Origin of the sequence: Pectobacterium parvum (assembly GCF_020971565.1) — a bacterium.
In the GTDB taxonomy this organism is placed as follows: domain Bacteria; phylum Pseudomonadota; class Gammaproteobacteria; order Enterobacterales; family Enterobacteriaceae; genus Pectobacterium; species Pectobacterium polare.
The window spans coordinates 994,849-1,018,294 of record NZ_CP087392.1 but is presented as its reverse complement, the minus strand read 5'-3'; the positions used below and the strand labels follow the sequence as shown (position 1 = coordinate 1,018,294).

The window sequence follows — 23,446 nt, the reverse complement described above, 5'->3', positions numbered from 1 at the left end:
TGAATTCAAAACAACAGAGCCATGAAGCTAGACCATTGCTCAACGTACTGCATGATAATAGTTTCTATTCATTAGATACTTTTAATTATGAAAAACATCTGATTTTAAAGGAAAAATCAATTAAACCCCCCATGAAATACTTGAGGGGAAAGTAAAGAAATAATGGCTCTTTTCCTTTTTTTATAGATTTTTCTGTAAAGAAAATAAAATTGACCACCCAAGAAAATAATATAACAAAAAAGACACCCCCTATGCAAAAACAAACCCAAGCACATTAACACATTAACAACAAATTGGTGACAATCATGAAGAGAAATCCATTTCATTCCGGAGCAGCATTCCTACGTCGAATAGCGTGGCTGAACATCATTGTTCAACTTATGTTCCCATTACTAAGCGCTTTCACGCCAGCCACTGCTCGTGTGAACATCAGCCAAACAGACATTAATAAAACAGAAAAAAAAACAATATTCACGGAAACATATACCCTAAAAAAAGGAGAAACGGCATCATCTGTCGCAAAAAAATACAACCTGACATTGGATGAATTACATCAGCTAAACCAGCAGCGTTTTTTTCCTCATACCTTTTCCCATATTCAGGCCGGGGAGGAAATTGATGTTCCCCACAAGAAGTCTCCATTTTCAGTAGATAATACAAACAATAAAAATACAGATGCTAACACAGAAAAAAAGCTGGCAGGCCAAGTGTATGCTGGCGCCACTGTATTATCTAATGAAAATGCAGCCAAATCTGGAGAACGGATGCTTCGTTCTACTGCCACGAACCAAATCAACCATTCTGTAGAGCAATGGCTAAGCCAATTTGGCACGGCACGGGTAAAAATCAACAGCAATAACAAACTAGACGGTAGTGCCGCCGATATTTTAATCCCACTTTATGATCAGAAAGATGCCATGTTATTTACTCAACTTGGCGCCAGAAACAAAGATAGTCGCAACACCGTCAATGTTGGCATAGGTTTTCGTACCTTCAATAACAATTGGATGTATGGTGTTAACTCCTTCCTTGATAACGACATTACTGGAAAAAACCGGCGAATTAGTCTGGGAGCTGAGGCTTGGACAGACTATCTGAAGCTATCGGCTAATAGCTATTTCGGTATTACCGATTGGCATCAGTCGAGAGATTTTAACGGTTACAATGAACGCCCAGCGGACGGTTATGATATTCGAGCTGAAGCTTATCTACCCTCTTATCCACAGATAGGAGGAAAGCTTATGTATGAAAAGTATCGCGGCGAAAATGTTGCTTTATTTGGTAAAGAAAACCAACAGAAGAATCCTTATGCCGCAACTATTGGGGTCAATTATACGCCATTCCCTTTATTAACAGTAGGTACAGAACACCGAACAGGCAAAGGGGGACAAGAAGATAATAACATTAGCCTCCAACTAAACTATAGTTTTGGCAATTCTTGGCAATATCACATCAGCCCATCAGCGCTAGCCACTCACCGTGTAGTATCTGGTAATCGATACAATTTGGTAGAGCGTAATAATCACATTGTTCTGGACTACCAGAAAAAAGATGAAATTCAACTCACTTTGCCAGAAAGTATTCAAGGTAATACAGGAGACACAGCTACGGTTACGGCTAGCGTCACCGGAAAACACGCTCTTGAACGTATTGAGTGGAGTGCCGCTCCTCTGGTAGCAGCAGGAGGAAAACTCACGCCCACATCAATCAATACCGTTGCTATCACATTGCCGCCCTATCAACATTCAGGAGGGAATAATACAAACCATTATCAATTAACGGCTTTCGCCTATGATGTCGAAGGTAATCAATCTAATCAGGCAGTAACCGAAATAAAAGTGGATGAACAAGAAATTAGTGCAGCACGTTCAACCACAACAGCAACACCAAATATCCTGCCCGCAGACGGACAAGCAACGAGTTTGATCGCGATAACGTTACGAGATAACAACAACAACCCAGTTAGCGGTGTTGCCAGCCAACTCGTGCTTTCCACCATTTTTACTGCTAATACAATGCAACAACGCCAAATCGAGGCCAATAAAGATATCCATATAGGCACGATTACTGAATCCTCTGCTGGGGTGTACCATTCAACACTAACCGCTGGCTCTCAGATAGGAATAGTGACTATTCAACCATCCATCAATGAACAGAAACTACAGACTGCAAATGTTAGCCTAATTGCTAATGAAAACTCAGCAGCAGTAACCAGCCTGACACCCGATGTCGCCACCGCACAGGCAGATAACATGACACCTGTCACCTTCACCGCCACGGTGAAAGACAGCAGCGGCCACCTTGCACCGAATACAGACATCAGCTTTACCACAACCGACGGCACGCTCAGTCAGACAACGGCCATCACCAATGCCAGCGGAGAGGCCACCGTTTCACTCACCAGTGCAACGATTGGCGACATCACTGTCACCGCCAAAGTGAATAACAACGCAGCTGACACCGGCAAAAGCGCTACCGTGGCCTTTATCAACGCCAACGTTGTCAGCCTGACGCCCGATGTCACCACCGCAATAGCAGATAATTTTACGCCTATCACATTTACCGCCACAGTGAGGGACACCCTCGGCAATCTCGTACCGAATGCAGACGTCGGTTTTACCAACAGCAGCGGCACGCTCAGTCAGCCAATAGCCATTACCAATGCCAACGGAGAGGCCACCGTTTCGCTCACCAGTGCAACGATTGGCGACATCACTGTCACCGCCAAAGTGAATAACAACGCAGCTGACACCGGCAAAAGCGCTACCGTGGCCTTTACTGCAGATGTCACCACCGCCATCGTGACCAGCCTGACGCCCGATATCACCACCGCACAGGCAGATAACATGACACCTGTCACCTTCACCGCCACGGTGAAAGACAGCAGCGGCCACCTTGTACTAAATACAGACATCAGCTTTACCACAACCGACGGCACGCTCAGTCAGACAACGGCCATCACCAATGCCAGCGGAGAGGCCACCGTTTCACTCACCAGTGCAACGATTGGCGACATCACTGTCACCGCCAAAGTGAATAACAACGCAGCTGACACCGGCAAAAGCGCTACCGTGGCCTTTATCTCCAATGTCGTCGTCTTCAGCATGATGCCGAATACCGCCACCGCACAGGCAGATAACATGACACCTGTCACCTTCACCGCCACGGTGAAAGACAGCAGCGGCCACCTTGCACCGAATACAGACATCAGCTTTACCACAACCGACGGCACGCTCAGTCAGACAACGGCCATCACCAATGCCAGCGGAGAGGCCACCGTTTCACTCACCAGTGCAACGATTGGCGACATCACTGTCACCGCCAAAGTGAATAACAACGCAGCTGACACCGGCAAAAGCGCTACCGTGGCCTTTATCAACGCCAACGTTGTCAGCCTGACGCCCGATGTCACCACCGCAATAGCAGATAATTTTACGCCTATCACATTTACCGCCACAGTGAGGGACACCCTCGGCAATCTCGTACCGAATGCAGACGTCGGTTTTACCAACAGCAGCGGCACGCAGATAATTTCACGCCTATCATTTACCGCCACAGTGAGGGACACCCTCGGCATCTCGTACCGAATGCAGACGTCGGCCAACGGCAGTCAGTCAATAGCCATTACCAATGCCAACGGAGAGGCCACCGTTTCGCTCACCAGTGCAACGATTGGCGACATCACTGTCACCGCCAAAGTGAATAACAACGCAGCTGACACCGGCAAAAGCGCTACCGTGGCCTTTACTGCAGATGTCACCACCGCCATCGTGACCAGCCTGACGCCCGATATCACCACCGCACAGGCAGATAACATGACACCTGTCACCTTCACCGCCACGGTGAAAGACAGCAGCGGCCACCTTGTACTAAATACAGACATCAGCTTTACCACAACCGACGGCACGCTCAGTCAGACAACGGCCATCACCAATGCCAGCGGAGAGGCCACCGTTTCGCTCACCAGTGCAACGATTGGCGACATCACTGTCACCGCCAAAGTGAATAACAACGCAGCTGACACCGGCAAAAGCGCTACCGTAGCCTTTACCTCCAATGTCGTCGTCTTCAGCATGATGCCGAATACCGCCACCGCACAGGCAGATAACATGACACCTGTCACCTTCACCGCCACGGTGAAAGACAGCAGCGGCCACCTTGCACCGAATACAGACATCAGCTTTACCACAACCGACGGCACGCTCAGTCAGACAACGGCCATCACCAATGCCAGCGGAGAGGCCACCGTTTCGCTCACCAGTGCAACGATTGGCGACATCACTGTCACCGCCAAAGTGAATAACAACGCAGCTGACACCGGCAAAAGCGCTACCGTAGCCTTTATCAACGCCAACGTTGTCAGCCTGACGCCCGATGTCACCACCGCAATAGCAGATAATTTTACGCCTATCACATTTACCGCCACAGTCACCGAGTGACAGCTGACACCGGCAATCTCGTACCGAATGCAGACGTCGGTTTTACCAACAGCAGCGGCACGCTCAGTCAGCCAATAGCCATTACCAATGCCAACGGAGAGGCCACCGTTTCGCTCACCAATACAACGATTGGCGATACCCTCGTCACCGCCAAAGTGAATAACAACGCGGCTGACGCCGGAAAAAGCGCTACCGTGGCCTTTACTGCAGATGTCACCACCGCCATCGTGACCAGCCTGACGCCCGATATCACCACCGCACAGGCAGATAACATGACACCTGTCACCTTCACCGCCACGGTGAAAGACAGCAGCGGCCACCTTGTACCAAATACAGACATCAGCTTTACCACAACCGACGGCACGCTCAGTCAGACAACGGCCATCACCAATGCCAACGGAGAGGCCACCGTTTCGCTCACCAGTGCAACGATTGGCGACATCACTGTCACCGCCAAAGTGAATAACAACGCAGCTGACACCGGCAAAAGCGCTACCGTGGCCTTTACTGCAGATGTCACCGCCGTCATCGTGACCGATATCGAGCCAGAATTCCCGACTGCAGCGATAGGTTTCAACTTCATCTCTATAACCGCAACAGTGAAAGACAGTAGTGGCCATTTTGTAGAGAATGCAAACGTCCGTTTTGACACAACCCACGGAAACATCAGCCCGCAACAAATAGTCACCACCGATGTTAACGGACAGGCCACAGTCAATCTTAGCGGCAGCACACCTGGCAATGCCATCGTTACGGCTAAAGTGGACAGCAACCCAAATGATATCGGAAGAAGTACAACGGTGACCTTTGTTCCAGAAATCGTCAGAACCATCCCCAATCCAGAGTAGTCCCCTAAAACGGCGGTGGCAGATAACCTCATCCCTGCAACTTTCTTCACCACCGCCGTACAGGACAGTCACAGCTATCCTGTACCCAGCATCAATGCCAACGTTGCCGTTATCTACAGCACACTCAGCCAGAAATCAGATATCACCAGCACGAGCAGACCGCTACCATTTCTCTGGCCGCCCAGCGGTGATATCACCATTACCACAGAAATGGAGCACACTATGATCGACACTGTCATAAGCACTGTCACCAGCCTGACGGCGGATACTAAAACCGCACTGGCAAATGGTTTCACACCTGTTGTCTTCACTGCCATCGTGAAGAATAGCAACGGTCAATCTGTCGCGCACAGCGATGTCAGCTTTACCAACACCGGCGGCACGCTCAGCCAGCAAACAACCACCACCGACGCTGCCGGGAAGGCCACCGTTTCGTTGACCAGCTCAAATACTGGCTATATCACCGTTACTGCCAAACTAAGCAACAATCCAACTGATGCTGGCAAAAGCGCAACGGTAACCTTTACCGCCGATGCAGCCACCGCCGAAGTAAACACTCTGACGGCCAATCCCGACATTGCGCCAGCAGACAACCGCACACCCATCATCTTTACCGCCATCGTGAAGGATAGTTACGGGCATTTGGTATCGGGTCTCAGCGTCAGCTTTACCACCACTGGCGGAACACTCAGTCAGCCAACGACAGTCAGCACCAATGCTAGCGGGCAGGCCAGCATCAAGCTAACTAGTGCAGACATGGGTGATATTATCGTGACAGCAAAAGTGAGCGACAACGCGGTTGATAAGGGCAAAAGCGCAACGGTATCCTTCACTGCCGATATCGCCACAACCACCGTTACCAACATCCAGCCACCAAAAGGATCCTCTACAACGGCCAACTTTAGACTCATCCCTATAACCGCAACAGTGGAAGACAGAGGCCATCTTGTGCCGAATGTAGACGTCCGTTTTACCACCACCCTCGGAAACATCAGTCCGAAAATAGCCACCACTAAGGCTAACGGACAAACCACAGTCAATCTTAGCGGCAGCACACCTGGCAATGCCATCGTTACGGCTAAAGTGGACAGCAACCCAAATGATATCGGAAGAAGTACAACGGTGACCTTTGTTCCAGAAATCGTCAGAACCATCCCCAATCCAGAGTAGTCCCCTAAAACGGCGGTGGCAGATAACCTCATCCCTGCAACTTTCTTCACCACCGCCGTACAGGACAGTCACAGCTATCCTGTACCCAGCATCAATGCCAACGTTGCCGTTATCTACAGCACACTCAGCCAGAAATCAGATATCACCAGCACGAGCAGACCGCTACCATTTCTCTGGCCGCCCAGCGGTGATATCACCATTACCACAGAAATGGAGCACACTATGATCGACACTATCATAAACACTGTCACCAGCCTGACGGCGGATACTAAAACCGCACTGGCAAATGGTTTCACACCTGTTGTCTTCACTGCCATCGTGAAGAATAGCAACGGTCAATCTGTCGCGCACAGCGATGTCAGCTTTACCAACACCGGCGGCACGCTCAGCCAGCAAACAACCACCACCAACACTAATGGGGAAGCCACAGTCTCGCTGACCTGCGCAAATATTGGCGATACCACCGTCACTGCCAAAGTGAATAACAACGCGGCAGATGCTGGCAAAAGTGCAACGGTGGCCTTTATCGCTGATGCAGCCACGGCAGGAATAAACACTCTGGCGGCCAATCCCGACATTGCACCAGCAGACAACCTCACCCCCCTCACCTTTACCGCCACCGTGAAGGATAGTTACGGGCATTTTGTATCGGGTCTCAGCGTCAGCTTTACCACCACTGGCGGAACACTCAGCCAGAAAACGGTCATTACCAACGCTAACGGGCAGGCCAGCGTCAGGCTAACCAGTGAAAAAATGGGTGAGGTCACAGTGACAGCAAAAGCGGGAACCAATGATATAGGGAAAAGTAAAGCGGTAACTTTTATCGACAATCTAACCACAGCCATTGTTGCCAGCGTGGGCGTCCACCCCCGCACGATTGTTGCAGACCCGCCCTGGAAAACCACCGTCACTGCGACTGTGAAAAACAGTAGCGGCTATCCCGTACCGGATGTCGATGTGGCGTTTACCACGACCGGAGGCGTGCTTACCCCTGAACAGGACAAAACCGATGGCAAAGGGCAAGTCAGTACAACACTGTCAAGCCAGACCGAAGGCAACATGATTGTGACTGCTAAAGTGAGCAACAACACGGAAGATGTGGGCAAGAGCGCAACGGCGACTTTTATTATACCGCGCTGATTTTCGCACCAATCCGCAAAGGATTTAGCTCAACGTGGGTGCGGAGAAAAACGATGATTTGGCGTGATGCGGAATGCATCAAATTCAGTATCTGGCGAAAGACAAGTTTTTCTCAGCATAACCAAGACCACTTAATTAAAGCGTGATTTAGCGATTAAGCGGTTACACAAAAATCCGTAATCTTTCAGAGATTCCGGATTTTTATACCGCTCGTTGATTGGCCCTATAGTTAGCTTGAAATCCGTACATCAGAACGCCGACAGCATATCAATATGTGGAATGCCGTCTTCGTCGTATTCCTCACCGGTCGCCACAAAGCCAAACGCGCCGTAGAACGATTGCAGGTGAGCCTGCGCGGACAGGAAAAGATGCTTTTGCGGCCAGTGGCGTGCGCAGGCGATCAGCGTGTGTTCCATCAACTGGTGCCCCAGATGTTGCCCGCGGGCATGCGGCGCGACAATCACGCGCCCAATCGTTACCACATCGTTGTTCGGATGGGGAGCAAGCAGCCGGGCGCAGGCGGCCAGCTTGCCGTCACGGTACGCCGTAATATGGCGATTGCCGTCTACCAGATCGCGGCCATCAATATCCAAATAGGGGCAGGTTTGCTCGACCACGAATACCTGATTGCGCAGCGCCAATATGTCATGCAGTGAATACACGTTAAGGTCTGCCACATCCCAGTCATGCCATATCAAACTCATACCTTTCCCCATTACACAATGTGTTCATTACACGATACGTTTATTCTTTACCTGCGCCGACGGAACGATCGCGGCGCTTAGCCAGAATCAGCCATGCCCACAGCAGCGCAATCGATAGCGCAAACAAGACGCCAAAGCCAATCCCGATGGCGATAACCGACACACCCAGTTTTACCACCAGAGAATAGAGCCCCAGCATTAACAGCATAGCGCCGTTCTCACCCAAATTCTGTACGGCGATCGCATTACCCGCACCGACGCTGGCCTTCCCACGTTCCTGCAACAGCGCATTCAGCGGGACGATAAAGAACCCACCGAGCGCTCCTAGCAGAATCAGCAAAGAGTAGGCGCTCATGAGATTGTGCTGAAGCGTGAAAATCACCACCACCACGCCGATGAGGAACCCCGCAGGCAGGCAGCGCCGTACATTATCGAGCGTCACCAGCTTCGCGGCCGCCCCCGCACCCGCCACGATGCCTACGGCGACCATCGCGTTAAGCAGCGTCGGCGTCGCATTGTCGGTGATGCCGAGCGCATGCGGCACCCACAACACCAGCAGAAAGCGCAGCGTCACGCCCGCGCCCCAGAACATGCTGGTGCCGATCAGCGAGAGTCGGGCATCGCCATCGCGCCACAGCACCCGACAGGCGGAAAAGAAGCTGCTCGCCATCTGCACCGGATGCCACGGCTGTCCCGGTCGTGCCGCGTTGAGACGAGGAATCAGCATGTTCGCCCCCAGCGCTATGCCGTAAGCCACCGCGCAAACCGACAGTGCCCCGTAAATGTTCCAGTCCGCCAGCACGCCGCCTGCGACTGAACCGGTCAGGATCGCCGCAATCGTCGAGGCTTCCATCAGGCCATTCGCTTTGACCAACTGGCCGCCACGCGTGATCTCACCCAAAATGCCGTATTTCGCTGGGGAATACGCGGCGGCACCGATCCCCACCAGCGTGTATCCCAGAAACGGATTCCCGCCCACGCAAATCAGCAGCGCGCCCGCCAGCTTCAGGGTATTGGCGAACATCATCACCTGCCCTTTGGAGAAGCTGTCCGCAATTTGCCCGACGAACGGTGCCAGAATGATGTACGCGGCGACAAACCCAATCTGCAAAAACGGCTGGCTCCAGTCGGGATACACCAGCTGTTTGATCAGCGCTAACGTGGCAAACAGCAGCGCGTTATCGCCAAACGCGGAGAAGAACTGCGCGATAATCACCGCGCTCATACTACGCGACAGCAAAGGCGTCGCGGGTTCAGTCTGTTGACTCATGCATTCGGCTCCGACGCGTTAGTTGCAGGTTCTTCGGCCATTTGGCGCAGCGTGACAAAGTCAGGCTTGCCGCTGCCGAGTAACGGTAAGGCTTTCACATAGCGAATATCGCGCGGCACCGCCAGTTCCGGTACGCCATTGCTGCGTGCCTGTGCAAGCAATGCGTCACGGGTTATCTGGTTGTCCGTCGTAAACAGCACCAGCGCCTCGCCTTTACTGCTGTCACTTTTCGCACTGGCCGCATGCTGTGCTTCCGGCGATATCTTCACTGCCAGCTGTTCTACGCTTTCCAGCGAGACCATCTCCCCTGCCAGCTTGGCAAAGCGCTTCACGCGGCCAATGATGGTGCAAAAGCCTCTTTCATCCAGCTCGACAATATCACCGGTGTCATACCAGCCCTGCTGCAACTCGCCTTGGGCATTTTCTGCCGCCGGCGCTTCAAGCACGCCGGGGTTTTCCACCCGCAGATAGCCCTTCATGATATTCGGCCCGCGCAGCTGTAGACGGCCACCGCGCGTGATGCCCGGCACCGTAATCAAACGTGATTCGATTTCCGGCAACAGCTTGCCGACGGAATGAATTTTCGTCGCCATCGGCACGTTGATCGCCACCACCGGCGCGCACTCAGTCACGCCGTAGCCTTCCAGAATGCGGATACCAAATTTGTCCTGCCAGACCTGACGCGTGGTTTCAGACAGCTTTTCCGCCCCGGCCACCACGTAGCGCAGACGAGCGAAATCATACGGATGGGCAAAGCGCGCGTAGTTGCCTAAGAACGTTGACGTTCCGAACAGCACGGTGCAGTTCTGGTCATAAACCAGCTCCGGCACGATGCGATAGTGCAGCGGGCTGGGATAGAGGAACACGCGAGCGCCCGTCATCAGCGGCGTTAACAGCCCCACCGTCAGACCAAACGCATGGAACAGCGGCAGCGCGGACATAAAGCGGTCGCGCGGCGTGAAATCCGCCACCGTACGAATCTGCTCAACGTTCGCCAGCAGGCTGTCATGGGAATGCACGACGCCTTTCGGATTCCCCTCGGAACCGGACGTAAACAACACGATAGCCGCATCGTCTGGCTTCTGCGGCAGCATCGCACGGGCAGGAAACAGCAGATGAAACAGGATCCACAGCTTATCCGTCAGCGTCACCGTGTCTTTCAAATCTTCCAGATAGACCCAGTTGGCCTCGCTAACCTGCTTCGGTAGATCTGTTAACTTGCCCTTTTCAAGAAACTGGCGAGACGTGACGATGGTTTTGATCCCCGCCGCTTTCATCGCACTTTGTAGCCCTTTCGCGCCAGCGGTGTAGTTCAGCATGGCAGGAATACGGTTACGCAGCGATGCACCCAGGATGGATGCCGCGGTAATGGTCGCGTTAGGCAACAGCATGCCGACATGTTCATCGGCGCGGGTGAAGCGCTGCAAAATGCGCGACACACCCAGCGATTTTTTCAGTAAGCCCTGATAGCTGTCTTCATTGAATGAGATATCCGCAATGCTGGGGGAGGAGCGCCCGTAACGGGTTCTCGCGGCCAGAAAGGCCTGATACAGCGTGTGCTGCGGGCGCGTATCCATCCGCGCCTTCATCATAATCTGGTGCAAATGCTCACCGGCCAGCGCGCGGCGTTCTCTGGCACTGCTGGCTACCGGCATCGGCAACGTGGTGGGGGGCAAATAGGTGATCGTAATCTGCGGGAGACAGTGGCGTTTAAAGACGCCCGCCAGCCGACCAAACGGCGTCAATTCTGCGCCATCAATGCGCACGGGAATGATCGTTGCCCCGGATTTCGCCGCGACAAACGCCGCGCCGCTGTAAATCTTCATCAGCGATCCGGTTACACTGATACGCCCTTCCGGGAAAACCACGACGGGCTGGCCGCGTTCGATCACCTTGATCAGCCCTTTGATTGCCAGAGGCTTAGTGGGATCTAACGGCACGAAATCGATATAAGGCTTCAGCCAGCGCATAAACCAGCGATCGGAAATGGAGGAGTACACGGCAAAGACGGGTTTTATCGGTAAGAATAACGCCAGCAAAACGCCATCAAGGAATGAGACGTGATTAGGGGTAATGAGCAATTTGGATTGCTGAAACTGGCTGCTGTCGCCCTCGATCCGGATGCGGTACAGACGCTGGAACACCCAACGTAACAGGGTATGAATCATGCCTTCTCCCAATAGACAGATAAACGGGCAGCTTGCTGAAGCGCAAAAACCACCAAGCGATACGTCAAAATACTACATATGCACCATACTTCAAGCGACGGGTACGCGGCTGAACGCGAAGATTGCCGACGGCACAGCATTCACATCGCCTTAAAATGGCTGGAAATAACGAAAGCGGGAAATTCAGGCAAAAAAAAACCTACGCATCCGCGTAGGTTGGTGTAATCAAATGATTCCAATGTACAGAGTACATCGGCATATCACCAATCAATACCTCTGGGACTTGTAACTCTAAAGATCGTCACCTCTCATCACCAGCGATGAATCGAAAGAGTTATTCTATAAGTGCAACCAACTGTAAGATTCTGGTGAATCATGTAAGGCAGCCGTTCTTTAACCATACAAATGCCGCTATTTACCCTCAAAGATGCCTTTTCTCCCCGTATCCTATTTCCATCATTTTATCGTCAGATCACACTTCCTGATTTTTTATGGATAAGTGACCATTCAAATACAGGGGTATTAGTCCACTTTTTCAACAGGATCAATCAGACAGTAAAGGGTATGATCGCTGCGTCTGCATGGGGCAGACGCTGAATTTAACCAGGTTTGTGTAACGAATAATGAAAAACTACAAAATAGGTACCCGACTGGCCGGCGGCTTTGGCCTGCTTATTGCACTTTCGCTGGTCATGTTGACCAGCGGCATCTATCAACTCAACCGAGTGTCCAGCAGTACACAACAGATGATGCAAGAGCCGCTGCGCAAAGAGCGACTGGCATCAGACTGGCATGCCGCACTCGTTGCTGGTATCCAGCGTGGTATGGCGGTAGCACGTAGCAATGACGATTCACTGGTAGAGCTATTTACCGCAGAAAACGAACGTGTCAGTAAAGAAAACAGCAAGCGACAAGAACAGTTTACCAGCCTGATTTCCACGCCCGAAGAAAAAACCTTATTCGACAAAGTCGGCGAATATCGTCAGGTCTATCTCGAAAAGCGCGATGCCATTATCACGGAAAAAGGTGCGGGTAATTTTGAGCGTGCCAGAACCCTTTTCGACAACGACTTCGTCCCAGCGTCCAAGGACTATCTGGCAAGCGTCGAAGCACTGCGCGATCACCAGCGTGCCAGTATCGACAAAATGGGACAAGACATCAGCGCGGGCGCAAGCCGTGGCGATCTCATCCTTGCCATCACGGGCGTGCTGAGCGCCATCATCGGCGTCCTGATCGCCTGGATACTCACCCGCAGTATCGTGCAGCCACTGGCGCATGCCGTCCGTGCGACACAGGCCGTCGCGGCAGGCGATCTGACACATAACGTGCAACCTGAAGGGCGTGACGAAGCAGCCCAACTGCTGCACGCCCTGCAAGACATGACGGTACGTCTGCGCGCTATCGTTGGCGAAGTTCGTCAGGGTTCCGAATCCATCGCTGGCGCATCTTCACAGCTTGCCGCAGGCAATATCGACCTTTCCAGCCGTACAGAAGAACAAGCCAGCGCGCTACAGGAAACCGCAGCGTCCATTGAGCAGTTAAGCTCGACGGTTAGACAGAATGCCGATAACGCCCGTCAGGCCAACCAACTGGCACAATCGACTACGCAACAAGCGCAGTCGGGTGGACAGTTGGTGACTGAAGTGGTGGAGACGATGGGCGCGATCGACTCGTCATCGAAGAAGATCGTCGATATCATCGGCGTCATCGACAGTATCGCGTTCCAGACCAACATTCTGGCGTTAAATGCCGCCGTAGAAGCCGCACGAGCAGGCGAGCAAGGTCGCGGTTTCGCCGTGGTCGCCAGTGAAGTGCGCAGTCTGGCACAGCGCAGCGCCTCTGCTGCCAAAGAAATCAAAGAGCTGATCGATCGTTCCGTTCAAACCGTGGAAGCGGGCAACCGACTGGTGGTACAGGCAGGGGCATCAATACAGGATATCGTCAACGGCGTGCGCAAGGTCAGCGATTTGGTTGGAGAGATCAGTTCTGCCAGCAATGAACAGACGATGGGCATTGAGCAAGTGAACGTTGCGGTGAACCAGATGGAAGTGACGACCCAACAGAATGCCTCACTGGTGAATGAAGCGTCTTCCGCGACGCAGTCACTACAGCAACAGGCTGCACAGCTAGCCGAGACGGTCAGTCAGTTCCGCTTGGGCAACAGCCATCAGAACGCCCGTCCCCCAGTGGCAGCGCCGTCGTTAACCCTAAAACCTGCGCTAGCAGCACCGGGGAAGAGTAGTACCTCAACGGGTGACGGGGATTGGACATCGTTCTGACGCTCCCGATACTTCTCGGGTCTGCTGTCTCTTAGTCACATACTCATGCAGGATAAGAGACAACCGACAGCGGCTGGTGATACAGGCGCACGGCTTTGTCTGGGTAGTCCAGCCCGTCGCCGATGTAACGCCAGCCGTGTTTTTCGTAATAGCCGCTAAACGTGGCGAACAAGTAGAGATCGTCAAAGCCCTGACGGCGGCAGAAATCCAGTACGTGCTGTTGCAGTGCGATGCCCAGCCCTTTGTCACGCTGGCTTTCTTCCACGTACAGCGATGCCAGCCAGGGCGTCAGATCCTGTCGGCTGATTAAATCGCAGCGCCAGAGCCCTACCGTCCCGACTAAACGCTCGTCCTCCAGCGCGATAAACGTCAGCGGCAGCGCCGCCGGGTTCAGGCTATTACGCACCACGCTTGCAAAGAATTCACGGCTGTTCTGGCTGCCGAACGCCTGCCATATCCAGTCAATCACCTGCTCTTGATGCTGAGGATGATCCGCCAGATAAACAATCTTCACGCTAGAAATACCCGCCATCTTTACACCAGTTTCCCCTGAAAAATTGGCACAGAATCAAACAAATAGCCGTCAAACTCCGGCGCATCGGCGTCAGAGATTTCCATTAGCGTATTTTTGACATTTTCGAGGTGCTGCCACATAGCCTGATAAGAACCTGACACATCGCGACGCCGCAGCGCCGCCAGAATGGCCTGATGATCCGCCAGCCATTTCAGGCGATAGCCCTGCGTCCCGACGTGCGTATAAAGCTGCTGCCAGAGCGCATTATCGTCACGGCACGCCCAGATATTGCTGACCGTTTCCAGCAGCATCTGATTTTGCGTCGCACCGGCAATTTGCAGATGGAACAGGCGATCGAAATCGCCACGGTAATCTTTTCCGGCAATCGCGGCCTGCTCTTGTTCCAGCGTCTTACGCAGGTTTTCGATATCCGCACGCGTTGCCATACGTGCCGCAAACGCCGCAATATTGCTTTCCAGCAGTTGGCGAGCCTGTAGCATTTCAAACGCGCCGATATGATTTTTGCCACCGTCTGCCGCGTCATCTTCATCAGGAATACGCAAGACATAAACCCCGGAGCCTTGACGAATATCGACTGTGCCTTCCAACTCAAGCATCAGTAGCGCTTCGCGCACTATCGTCCGGCTAACGCCATAGGTTTCCGCAATATTTCGTTCAGGAGGAAGGCGCGATCCGACGGGATAATCCCCTGACTGAATCTTCTGGCGTAAATCACAGCCGATTTCCTGATATTGCTTCTTCTCTTGCAGAACCACATCCTTCGCCACGCTTTCACCCTACATGCACTTTCGCCCTGAGTGCGGGCGTCAGGCCCGCTCTGATTTTGCCCGTCATACCTCAGCTGCAACTTGAATGATGACGGGCACGTCTCCAGCCACGTACTGACGTGGCGGTGGGGCATTAGTTTACCAAACTCAGCGCCTGATCCAGTACTTTTGCGCCATTTAATGTGCCGTAGGCGACCGGGTCGATCACCGCGATAGGAATCTGGTAGCTATCCGTCAGCTTTTTATTTTCGTTAAGCTTGAAGCGCACCTGCGGCCCCAGCAGAACCGCAATAATGTCGCAGCCGAACTCCTGTAACTCATCCCGCAAATTTTGTTCTGGGATCGCGTAGATCTTCAGTTCCATTCCCCGCGTTTCCGCTTCCTTCTCCATCTTGGTGACCACCAGTGAGGTCGACATTCCTGCTGAGCAGGCCAGTACGATTCTTTTCATATTCCGTTCCTCATTTTGGTTATCTGCACCTATTTCTCTTCATCATCCAGCGTCAATTCAAGCCGACGCGTGTCGTGTAGCTGACGAAACCAGGCGGCGGATTTTTTCGGCCGCCGTTGCCGATCCTGTTCCAGATCGATTTCAATCAATCCGTAGCGGTTTTTAAACGCGTTCATCGGCGAGACGTTGTCGGTAAAGGCCCACAGCATGTAGCCACGGCAGTTTGCGCCCTCTTCCTTCGCCTTCAGCGTCCAGTACAGGTGCTCAGCAATAAATGCGATGCGGTAATCGTCCTGAATCACGCCCGCATCGTCTTTAAAGCGGGCTTCGTTCTCGATACCGATGCCGTTTTCCGCCACAAACCACGGCGCATTGCCGTAGTCGCGCTCTATGCGCTTCGCCATGTCATAAATGATTTTGGGATTGATCTCCCAGCCACGCGAGGTGTTCATCCGACGCCCCGGCAGCTCAAAATGCTCGTAATAATAGGCCGGATGGAACGGTGTCTCTTTGTTCCACTCACGGCTGGGCGCTTTGACCCGATGCGGGTAATACAGGTTGATCCCAACCTCATCGACCGTATTCTCCCGAATGATCGCCAGCTCTTCTTCCGTGTAATCCCACTTCACCTGATGCTGCGCCAGCAGCGCCACCAGCTCCGCCGGGTATTCGCCTTTTAACGCCGGATCGAGAAAAACCCGGTTATAGAACAGATCGTAAAGGTGCGCTGCTTTCACATCGTGCGCCGCACGGGATCGCGGATAGGTGACTTCGGGATTGAGAATCACGCCGATCGAGCCGCCATCTCGGTGATAGCCCTGCTGCCGAAACCGCTGCACCACTTTTGCCGTCGCCAGATTCTTATGGTGATTCCACTGCATCCACGTGTGCGTGTTCTGCTCATAAGGGTAGCGTAGCGCGTCCAGATAAACGCGCGTCTGCACCACAATCGGCTCATTGAAGGTAAACCAGCGCTTCACTTTCCCGGCATAGCGGGCGAAAACCGCGTCGGCGTACAGCACAAACCACTCCACCACCTGCTTGGATGACCAACCCTGATACTTCTCCAGCAGGCAAGCGGGCAGCTCGTAATGCTCAAGGCAGATCATCGGCTCGATCCCCTGCCGGTGCATTTCATCCAGCAGGTTATCGATATAGGCCGCGTACTCCTCATCGACGATGCCTTTCTCATAGTCCAGCATAAAGCGTGACCAGTTGATCGACGTACGGTAGTGCGTCAGCCCTGCCAGCTTCATCAGCGCCACATCTTCCCGATAGCGATTAAAGAAGTCCGTCGCTTTCGCCGGACCGTAGCCGTTGTGCCAGACCTGGCGATCCTGCTTGTACCAGAGATCCAGATAGGAATCCTGCCCGGCTTTCTTGCCGCTCCATCCTTCCGTTTGCCATGCCGATGCCGCCGCGCCCAGAATAAAATCCGGTGGAATAGTCAGTGCAACCTTACTCATGCGTTACCTCTCTTCTCGTCCGTTTTAGGCTTTTTCCGCTGCGGCCTGCTTTTCTGCTTCCAACTGCGCCAGCTCGGCACGACGGGACGCCACTTTGACAAACGGCAGATAGATCAGCATCGCGACGATGATGCATACGATCTGTGTCGCGACGGCCCCCATCGATCCCGCCGTCGACAGCCAGGCGTTAATGATCGGCGGTGTCGTCCACGGCACCATCACCACGGCTTTGCCCGCAAACCCCATGCTGGTGGCGAAATAGCCAATCGTGCCCGTCACTAACGGTGTGATAATGAAGGGAATAGCCAGAATTGGGTTGAGCATAATCGGCATACCAAAAATCACCGGCTCATTAATATTGAACACGCTAGGGCCGAAAGAAATTTTGGCGATCTCTTTCATCTCTTTGCGCTTGGAAGCAATCATCACCGCCAGCAGCAGGCCAATCGTCAGGCCGGAACCGCCGATGCTCATGTACACATCCCAAAACGGCATGGTGATAATGTTTGGTATCTCATGCCCCTGCTCGAACGCGGTCATGTTGACGGCAATCGCCCCCAGCAGCAGCGGTTCACGAATCGGTTTAATCATCTGGTTGCCGTGAATCCCGATCACCCAGAACAGCTGAGCGACAAACATCAGCACCAGTAAACCAGGCAGGCTTTGCACCACGGATTCCAGCGGCTGCTGTACGACTTTATAAACAGCGTCATACAGATACATGCCCGTCACGCGGTGAAACACAAACCCAAAGGTGGCGATAGCAACCACCGTGATGATGGAAGGGAACAGCGCAGAAAAAGAGGCCGCGACGTTGGGCGGCACGCTGTCTGGCATTTTAATCTGTAGCCGATCGACATTTTGCAGCTTGGTATACATCTCGACAGACAGGATGGCGATGAACATCCCTAGAAACAGGCTTTTGGTATCGGAGAACTGTTTCGCCAGCACATCTTTCACCACCATCATCTGCCCGTTGACGGCCATTTCGATCGTGGTTGGCGTGACGGCAATAAAGCAGATCACCGCCAGCAGGCCGGGAAACAGCCCGCGTGAACCGTTAATCTTCCCAAGCTCGATACCAATCAGGAAGACGGCACCGATAGTCAGAAAACTGAGCGTGGCGTAGTTAATGCCGCTCATAATCGGTTTCAGTTCCGCCAGAAACGAAAACATAGAAAAACTGGCCAGACCATTTTTCGGATCCATCACCATGTTGGAAATCAGAACGGAAAACGCCCCGACGATAATGACAGGCATCAGCGTAATAAAAGATGCCTTAATCGCCATAATGTAACGCAGACTGTTAAATTTATTGGCAAAGGAGCCCAATGAATCAATCAGTTGGTCCTTAAATGACATAACACCACCTCTTTCATCATCATATTGTTATATCGCGTGTGACACGCGGGATGGCCGTTACGCGCAGGGTAAATGCAGGTACCGCGCTTTCGCGTTTGGCATACCAAAAATCAACCATAATGAATTATTTTTCTGTGACATGATTCTCACAAGACGATATTGGAATTCCAATATGATGAAAATGTGATTTTTGGCATACCATAATTTCTCAGCTACATAGATTGTCAGCCACATAAGTTATCAACCAACTTGGGCTGCTTTCCTGACTGCGATAAGGAAACCTACGATGAAAGACACAGAAAACATTCCTGCATTCGATATGGAACAAACCGTGATGGAACTGCTGATTAATGCGGGTGAAGCGCGCTCAAACGCCATGATGGCCATTCAGGCGGCACGCCAACGGGAGTGGCAACAGGCTGACGATCTGCTCGCGGCGTCACAAGAAGCGGCGCGTGCGGCTCATCGCGTTCAAACACGGCTGATCGGTCTGGACGAAGGGGAAGGCAAGGTGCCCGTCAACCTGATCATGGTGCATGCGCAGGATCATCTGATGACCGCCATGCTCTGCCGGGATTTGGCAGAAGAGATTGTCTTGCTACGCCGAGAAATGGCTGCATCACAAAATTGACAAAAATCTGATTGAGAAACGAACATCAGGCGTTAAATCCAACAATATGCCTGTGGTAACATGCCATATGATGTTCGTAACAGGGATGAATAGGCGTTTTTAGCCCGTCATCATACTCAATTAAGGTGCAGCGATGAAAACCATGCTTGAGGTGGCAAGACGTGCAGGCGTGTCTAAAGCGACCGTCTCCAGAGTGCTAAACGGCACGGGTCAGGTCAAACAGGCAACACGCGATGCCGTATTTCAGGCAATGGAGGAGCTAGGCTACCGTCCTAACTTTCTGGCGCGTTCGCTGGCTCGTCGTACTTCAAACAGCATTGGTCTCGTTATTTCCAATTTTGACGGCCCCTACTTTGGCCGCCTGTTGCGGCGTGCGGCGGATATCGCGGAAAGCAACGGCAAACACCTGATCGTCACCGACGGGCACGATACGCCGGAAGATGAGCATCGTGCGGTGCAGCTTCTGTCTGACAGACAATGCGACGCCATTATTCTCTATACCCGCTATATGTCCGAAACGGACCTCATGACGCTGCTCGACACGCTGACTATTCCGATGATCGTGATGAATCGCGATCTGCCACAGGCACGGGAACGCTGTATTTTCTTCCGCCAGCAGCAGGCCGCATTTGACGTAGTGAATTACCTGATCGAACAGGGCCACCGTGAGATCGCTTTTATCACCGCCCCCATGAAAACGCCGACGGCACAGGCGCGGCTCGCGGGTTATCAGCAGGCATTAACCACCCACCAGATCGCGCTTGAACCACGTCGGGTGGCATATGGCACCAGCATGGTCGCCAGCGGCTATCAGGCTGCACGCCAGTTGCTGGACAGCGGCGTCAGCTTTAGCGCGCTGTTTGTCAGCAACGATCACATGGCGATTGGCGCAATGAAAGCGCTGTACGAGGCAGGGAAAAAATTGCCTCAGGATATCTCCGTCTTCGGCTTTGACGATGAACCCTGCGCGACCTATCTGCACCCTTCTCTTTCCACCGTCTACATGCCGATTGAAGAGATGGCCGCCACCGCGATTACGCAAGTACTGGATCTGATCGCAGGCAAAGACGTCAACCCGCTACAGCCCTTCACCGGCGAACTTAAGCTGCGCGAGTCGGTACAGAAAGGGCCGTATTACGCTAAGTAAAACTCACCATAAAATTACGCCCCGCGCAAACAGCCTGCACGGGGTTCGCCTCTTTAGCCATGCTCAATCAGCATCACCGCACTCGTATCCGCTTCCAGCGCGTCAAACAGATGCGGGACATCAGCGGAGTAGCTGATGTAATCCCCCGCGCTCAGTTCAACGGGCTGTGCGACAGGCCCAATTCTGGCGCGACCGCTGCTCAGAATCACGTGTTCGATCGTCCCCGGTTTATGCGGTTGGGAGACTCTGGCTTCTCCCGGTTGCACCTTCAGCCGATAGATATCTCGGTGCGCGCCTGCCGGACACGCCGCCAGCAGCGTTGCGGCATAGTTTGCCTGCTCCGAATAGGTTGCTGCGCCTTCGTTAGCCCGAATCACCTGCACGTGCTGGCGAGACTGACCAATCAACTGGCTGACCTGCACGTCAAGCGCCATCGCCAGCGCCCAGAGCGTTTCCAGACTTGGATTGCCGACCCCGGTTTCCAGCTGCGAAAGCGTTGATTTTGCCAGCCCTGCGCGCTTTGCCAGCTCGGTGACTGACAGGTTTAACCGCTCACGTTCACGCCGAATAGCAACGGCCAGCCGTGCAATAGGCGTAATTTCCTGCGCGCCATTTTCCTGATTATCGATCGTCATAGCGTTCACCATAATGTCCATTTGTTCGACTTGACGAACAAATAGTTTGTGTTCATTATTTTGTTCTGTTGTTCATTATAAAAAATTTTGTTCGCTATAGCAGCACACTTTTCACACTGACAGGCAGGAAAAAAAGATGACACCCCAGACTCGCGGCACGATAGAAATGACTATCGCGATGATCATTTCCGGTACGGTTGGCTGGTTCGTTTTAACGGCAGGGCAACCCGCGATGACAGCCGTCTTCTGGCGCTGCGCGTTCGGCGCATTGACGATGTTAATCGTCTGCGGGCTATTGGGCTTGCTGCGGCGAGGCATCATTAGCAGAAAGCAGGCTGGCATTGCCGTACTCGGCGGCCTGGCGCTGGTGCTCAACTGGACGCTACTGTTTGGCGCTTATGCACACGCCTCTATCGCCGTCGCCACCGTGGTTTATCACACGCAGCCCTTTATGCTCGTGGGGCTAGGCGCGGTCTTTTTCAGGGAAGCGCTGACCCTCAACAAAACCTTCTGGCTACTGTGTGCCTTTGGCGGCATCGTCCTAATCGTCAGCGCCCAAATGGGGGCCGACAGCGATGGCAAAGGCTATCTGTCCGGTGTGCTGATGGCATTGGGTGCGGCATTCTTCTACGCCGTGGCAGCTGCGATAACGAAAAAGTTGTCAGGGATCCCGCCGCACCTGCTGGTGCTGATACAGCTGCTCGTTGGCGTCGTGGTGCTTGTCCCCTTCGCGGCAATGCCTGCGTCTCCTACGGCTTCACAGTGGGGAATGCTTGTGGCGATTGGCGTGATCCATACTGGGCTGATGTCGACGCTGTTATACAGCGCGATCCAGAAGATCCCGACCGCGCTGGTTGGCGCACTGTCGTTTATCTATCCCGTTATCGCCGCACTGGTCGACTGGGTGGCTTTTGGGCATCGACTTGACGCGATGCAACTTGCCGGGGCGGTCGCCATTCTGCTGTCCGCTGCCGGAATGACGTTTGGCTGGCGTATCACGTTCTGGGGGAAAAGCAGAGCGCTTCTCCCCTGATACCACCGAATAAAACCGATTAAAGCGCTTCCAGCGCCAGCAGCTCGTCCAGCGTCTGACGACGGCGAATCAGGCGCGGTTCGCCGTTTTCAAACAGCACTTCCGGCAGCAGCGGACGGCTGTTGTAGTTAGAAGACATGGATGCACCGTACGCACCGGTGTCATGGAACACCAGATAGTCGCCAACCTGCGCATCCGGCAGCGCGAACATTTCCACGCCGCCACCCGCCTGCTGGGTAAACACATCGCCGGATTCACACAGCGGCCCGGCAATCACGCTATCGCGCAGCGTGGACTGACTGATATCGCGGCCATCGCCCGGCAGCAGAGAAACGTGGTGATAGCTGCCGTACATCGCCGGACGCATCAGATCGTTAAACCCGGCATCGACCAGCACAAAGTGGCGACTTCCCATGGATTTTATCGCCCGTACTTCCGCCACCAGCACGCCGGATTCCGCAACCAGAAAACGTCCTGGCTCAATTTCCAGCGTCACCGGATGACCGAGATGCGCGGCAATTTTCTCACGCGCCGCGTTCCACAGCCCGTAATAGTGTTCGGTATCAATCGCTTCTTCACCGTGGCGATAGGGAATCGACAGCCCGCCGCCCGCTGAAATCGCCTCGATATCCTGACCCAGCTCAACGACCTGCTGCACCATAGCCTCGCACACCTGTTCCAGATGGCCGTAATCGACGCCGGAACCGATGTGCATGTGGATTCCCACCAGCTTCAGTTGATAACGCTGAATGTGCGCCAGCGCCAGAGGCAAATCACCGTACCAGATACCGTGCTTGCTGTTCTCACCGCCGGTGTTGGTTTTCTGGCTGTGACCATGACCAAAGCCCGGATTCACGCGCAGCCATACCGGATGCCCCGGCGACTGTTGCCCCAGCTGTTCCAGCATATCGACCGAACCCGCGTTCACCGGAATGTTCAGTTCGGAAACGCGTTGCAGCGTCGGACGATCCAGCAGATCGGCAGTAAATACGATCTCATGCGCATCGGTGCCCGGCACAAATCCTGCAATCAGCGCACGCTCGATCTCACCCAGCGATACCGAATCCACTTTCACACCCTGCTCACGCATCAGGCGCAAAATGTGCGTGTTGGAACACGCCTTCTGCGCGAAGCGGATTGTGTCGAACTGGCGCAGTTGGGCGATGCGGTTAACGATAGTCTGCGCGTCATAGGCCCAAACCGGGCAACCAAAGCGGGCAGGCAGTTCACGCAGGCTTTGCGCATTCAGAGCATGGGTTACGTCATTCAGATCGTGAGGCATAAAAAATTACCGATTGGCAGGGTTAAAGATGATAGGCAGGCACTATAAAATGTACCCAATGGGTAAACAAATATCGTTTTTAGCTGACTCTATTCATTTCTGATATGGTTTATCACAGT

Annotated in this window: 18 protein-coding genes; 8 read left to right on the top strand and 10 right to left on the bottom strand. The window is 53.3% G+C overall.

Going from position 1 to position 23,446, the window contains the following annotated elements:
- The first annotated feature begins 305 nt into the window (after positions 1-305).
- The 4 genes from LOZ86_RS04545 to LOZ86_RS04530 are packed head-to-tail and all read left to right on the top strand — an operon-like array spanning position 306 to position 7,597.
- On the top strand, positions 306-4,439 hold the full coding sequence (locus LOZ86_RS04545) for an Ig-like domain-containing protein (protein ID WP_230242899.1): 4,134 nt from the start codon (positions 306-308) through the stop codon (positions 4,437-4,439).
- Positions 4,436-5,287, top strand: coding sequence for an Ig-like domain-containing protein (locus LOZ86_RS04540; RefSeq protein WP_230242898.1), 852 nt, complete (start codon positions 4,436-4,438; stop codon positions 5,285-5,287). The genes LOZ86_RS04545 and LOZ86_RS04540 overlap by 4 nt, the downstream gene beginning before the upstream one ends.
- A gap of 15 nt (positions 5,288-5,302) precedes the next feature.
- Positions 5,303-6,457, top strand: coding sequence for an Ig-like domain-containing protein (locus LOZ86_RS04535; protein WP_161546800.1), 1,155 nt, complete (start codon positions 5,303-5,305; stop codon positions 6,455-6,457).
- A 15-nt stretch (positions 6,458-6,472) separates the two neighbouring features.
- A complete protein-coding gene (locus tag LOZ86_RS04530) occupies positions 6,473-7,597 on the top strand; it encodes an Ig-like domain-containing protein (RefSeq protein ID WP_230242897.1) in 1,125 nt (374 codons plus the stop codon).
- A gap of 248 nt (positions 7,598-7,845) precedes the next feature.
- On the opposite strand, the gene LOZ86_RS04525 is transcribed toward LOZ86_RS04530, so the two are convergent.
- From LOZ86_RS04525 to aas, 3 genes are read right to left on the bottom strand one after another with little or no spacing between them, the layout of a single operon-like run.
- Entirely contained in the window at positions 7,846-8,301 is a 456-nt protein-coding gene (locus LOZ86_RS04525; protein WP_039487998.1) for a GNAT family N-acetyltransferase, read from the bottom strand.
- A 40-nt stretch (positions 8,302-8,341) separates the two neighbouring features.
- Positions 8,342-9,571 (bottom strand): lysophospholipid transporter LplT, encoded by a 1,230-nt coding sequence (lplT, locus tag LOZ86_RS04520; RefSeq protein ID WP_230242895.1) that lies wholly within the window; start codon positions 9,569-9,571, stop codon positions 8,342-8,344.
- Complete coding sequence (gene aas, locus LOZ86_RS04515) at positions 9,568-11,739, bottom strand: bifunctional acyl-ACP--phospholipid O-acyltransferase/long-chain-fatty-acid--ACP ligase (protein WP_039488001.1); 2,172 nt, start codon at positions 11,737-11,739, stop codon at positions 9,568-9,570. The genes lplT and aas overlap by 4 nt, the downstream gene beginning before the upstream one ends.
- Positions 11,740-12,362: 623 nt before the next feature.
- Here aas and LOZ86_RS04510 point away from each other — a divergent pair.
- Positions 12,363-14,018: a methyl-accepting chemotaxis protein gene (locus LOZ86_RS04510; RefSeq protein ID WP_039488003.1), complete on the top strand. Its 1,656-nt coding sequence runs from the start codon at positions 12,363-12,365 to the stop codon at positions 14,016-14,018.
- A 43-nt stretch (positions 14,019-14,061) separates the two neighbouring features.
- On the opposite strand, the gene LOZ86_RS04505 is transcribed toward LOZ86_RS04510, so the two are convergent.
- From LOZ86_RS04505 to LOZ86_RS04485, 5 genes are all read right to left on the bottom strand, one after another.
- On the bottom strand, positions 14,062-14,550 hold the full coding sequence (locus LOZ86_RS04505; protein WP_039488004.1) for a GNAT family N-acetyltransferase: 489 nt from the start codon (positions 14,548-14,550) through the stop codon (positions 14,062-14,064).
- Positions 14,551-14,552: 2 nt separating this feature from the next.
- Positions 14,553-15,320 carry an FCD domain-containing protein gene (locus tag LOZ86_RS04500; protein WP_039470182.1) on the bottom strand — a complete coding sequence of 256 codons (768 nt, stop codon included), beginning with the start codon at positions 15,318-15,320 and terminating at the stop codon, positions 14,553-14,555.
- A 133-nt stretch (positions 15,321-15,453) separates the two neighbouring features.
- Positions 15,454-15,771 (bottom strand): PTS sugar transporter subunit IIB, encoded by a 318-nt coding sequence (locus LOZ86_RS04495; RefSeq protein WP_039488005.1) that lies wholly within the window; start codon positions 15,769-15,771, stop codon positions 15,454-15,456.
- A 29-nt stretch (positions 15,772-15,800) separates the two neighbouring features.
- Complete coding sequence (locus tag LOZ86_RS04490; protein ID WP_039488007.1) at positions 15,801-17,237, bottom strand: glycoside hydrolase family 1 protein; 1,437 nt, start codon at positions 17,235-17,237, stop codon at positions 15,801-15,803.
- 24 nt (positions 17,238-17,261) lie between these two features.
- Positions 17,262-18,599: a PTS sugar transporter subunit IIC gene (locus LOZ86_RS04485; RefSeq protein WP_010279159.1), complete on the bottom strand. Its 1,338-nt coding sequence runs from the start codon at positions 18,597-18,599 to the stop codon at positions 17,262-17,264.
- A 286-nt stretch (positions 18,600-18,885) separates the two neighbouring features.
- Here LOZ86_RS04485 and LOZ86_RS04480 point away from each other — a divergent pair, with 286 nt between their 5' ends.
- Together LOZ86_RS04480 and LOZ86_RS04475 are read left to right on the top strand one after the other, a co-directional pair.
- Positions 18,886-19,230 (top strand): PTS lactose/cellobiose transporter subunit IIA, encoded by a 345-nt coding sequence (locus tag LOZ86_RS04480; RefSeq protein WP_039488009.1) that lies wholly within the window; start codon positions 18,886-18,888, stop codon positions 19,228-19,230.
- A 133-nt stretch (positions 19,231-19,363) separates the two neighbouring features.
- Positions 19,364-20,377: a LacI family DNA-binding transcriptional regulator gene (locus tag LOZ86_RS04475; protein ID WP_039488010.1), complete on the top strand. Its 1,014-nt coding sequence runs from the start codon at positions 19,364-19,366 to the stop codon at positions 20,375-20,377.
- Between the two features lie 53 nt (positions 20,378-20,430).
- Here the strand turns inward: LOZ86_RS04475 and LOZ86_RS04470 are convergent, their stop codons facing one another.
- Complete coding sequence (locus LOZ86_RS04470) at positions 20,431-21,024, bottom strand: helix-turn-helix domain-containing protein (protein ID WP_052012126.1); 594 nt, start codon at positions 21,022-21,024, stop codon at positions 20,431-20,433.
- Positions 21,025-21,148: 124 nt separating this feature from the next.
- On the opposite strand from LOZ86_RS04470, the gene LOZ86_RS04465 reads away from it, so the two are divergent.
- Positions 21,149-22,045 carry a DMT family transporter gene (locus LOZ86_RS04465; protein WP_039488013.1) on the top strand — a complete coding sequence of 299 codons (897 nt, stop codon included), beginning with the start codon at positions 21,149-21,151 and terminating at the stop codon, positions 22,043-22,045.
- A gap of 19 nt (positions 22,046-22,064) precedes the next feature.
- On the opposite strand, the gene lysA is transcribed toward LOZ86_RS04465, so the two are convergent.
- A complete protein-coding gene (gene lysA / locus LOZ86_RS04460; RefSeq protein ID WP_039488014.1) occupies positions 22,065-23,327 on the bottom strand; it encodes a diaminopimelate decarboxylase in 1,263 nt (420 codons plus the stop codon).
- Positions 23,328-23,446 lie beyond the last annotated feature (119 nt).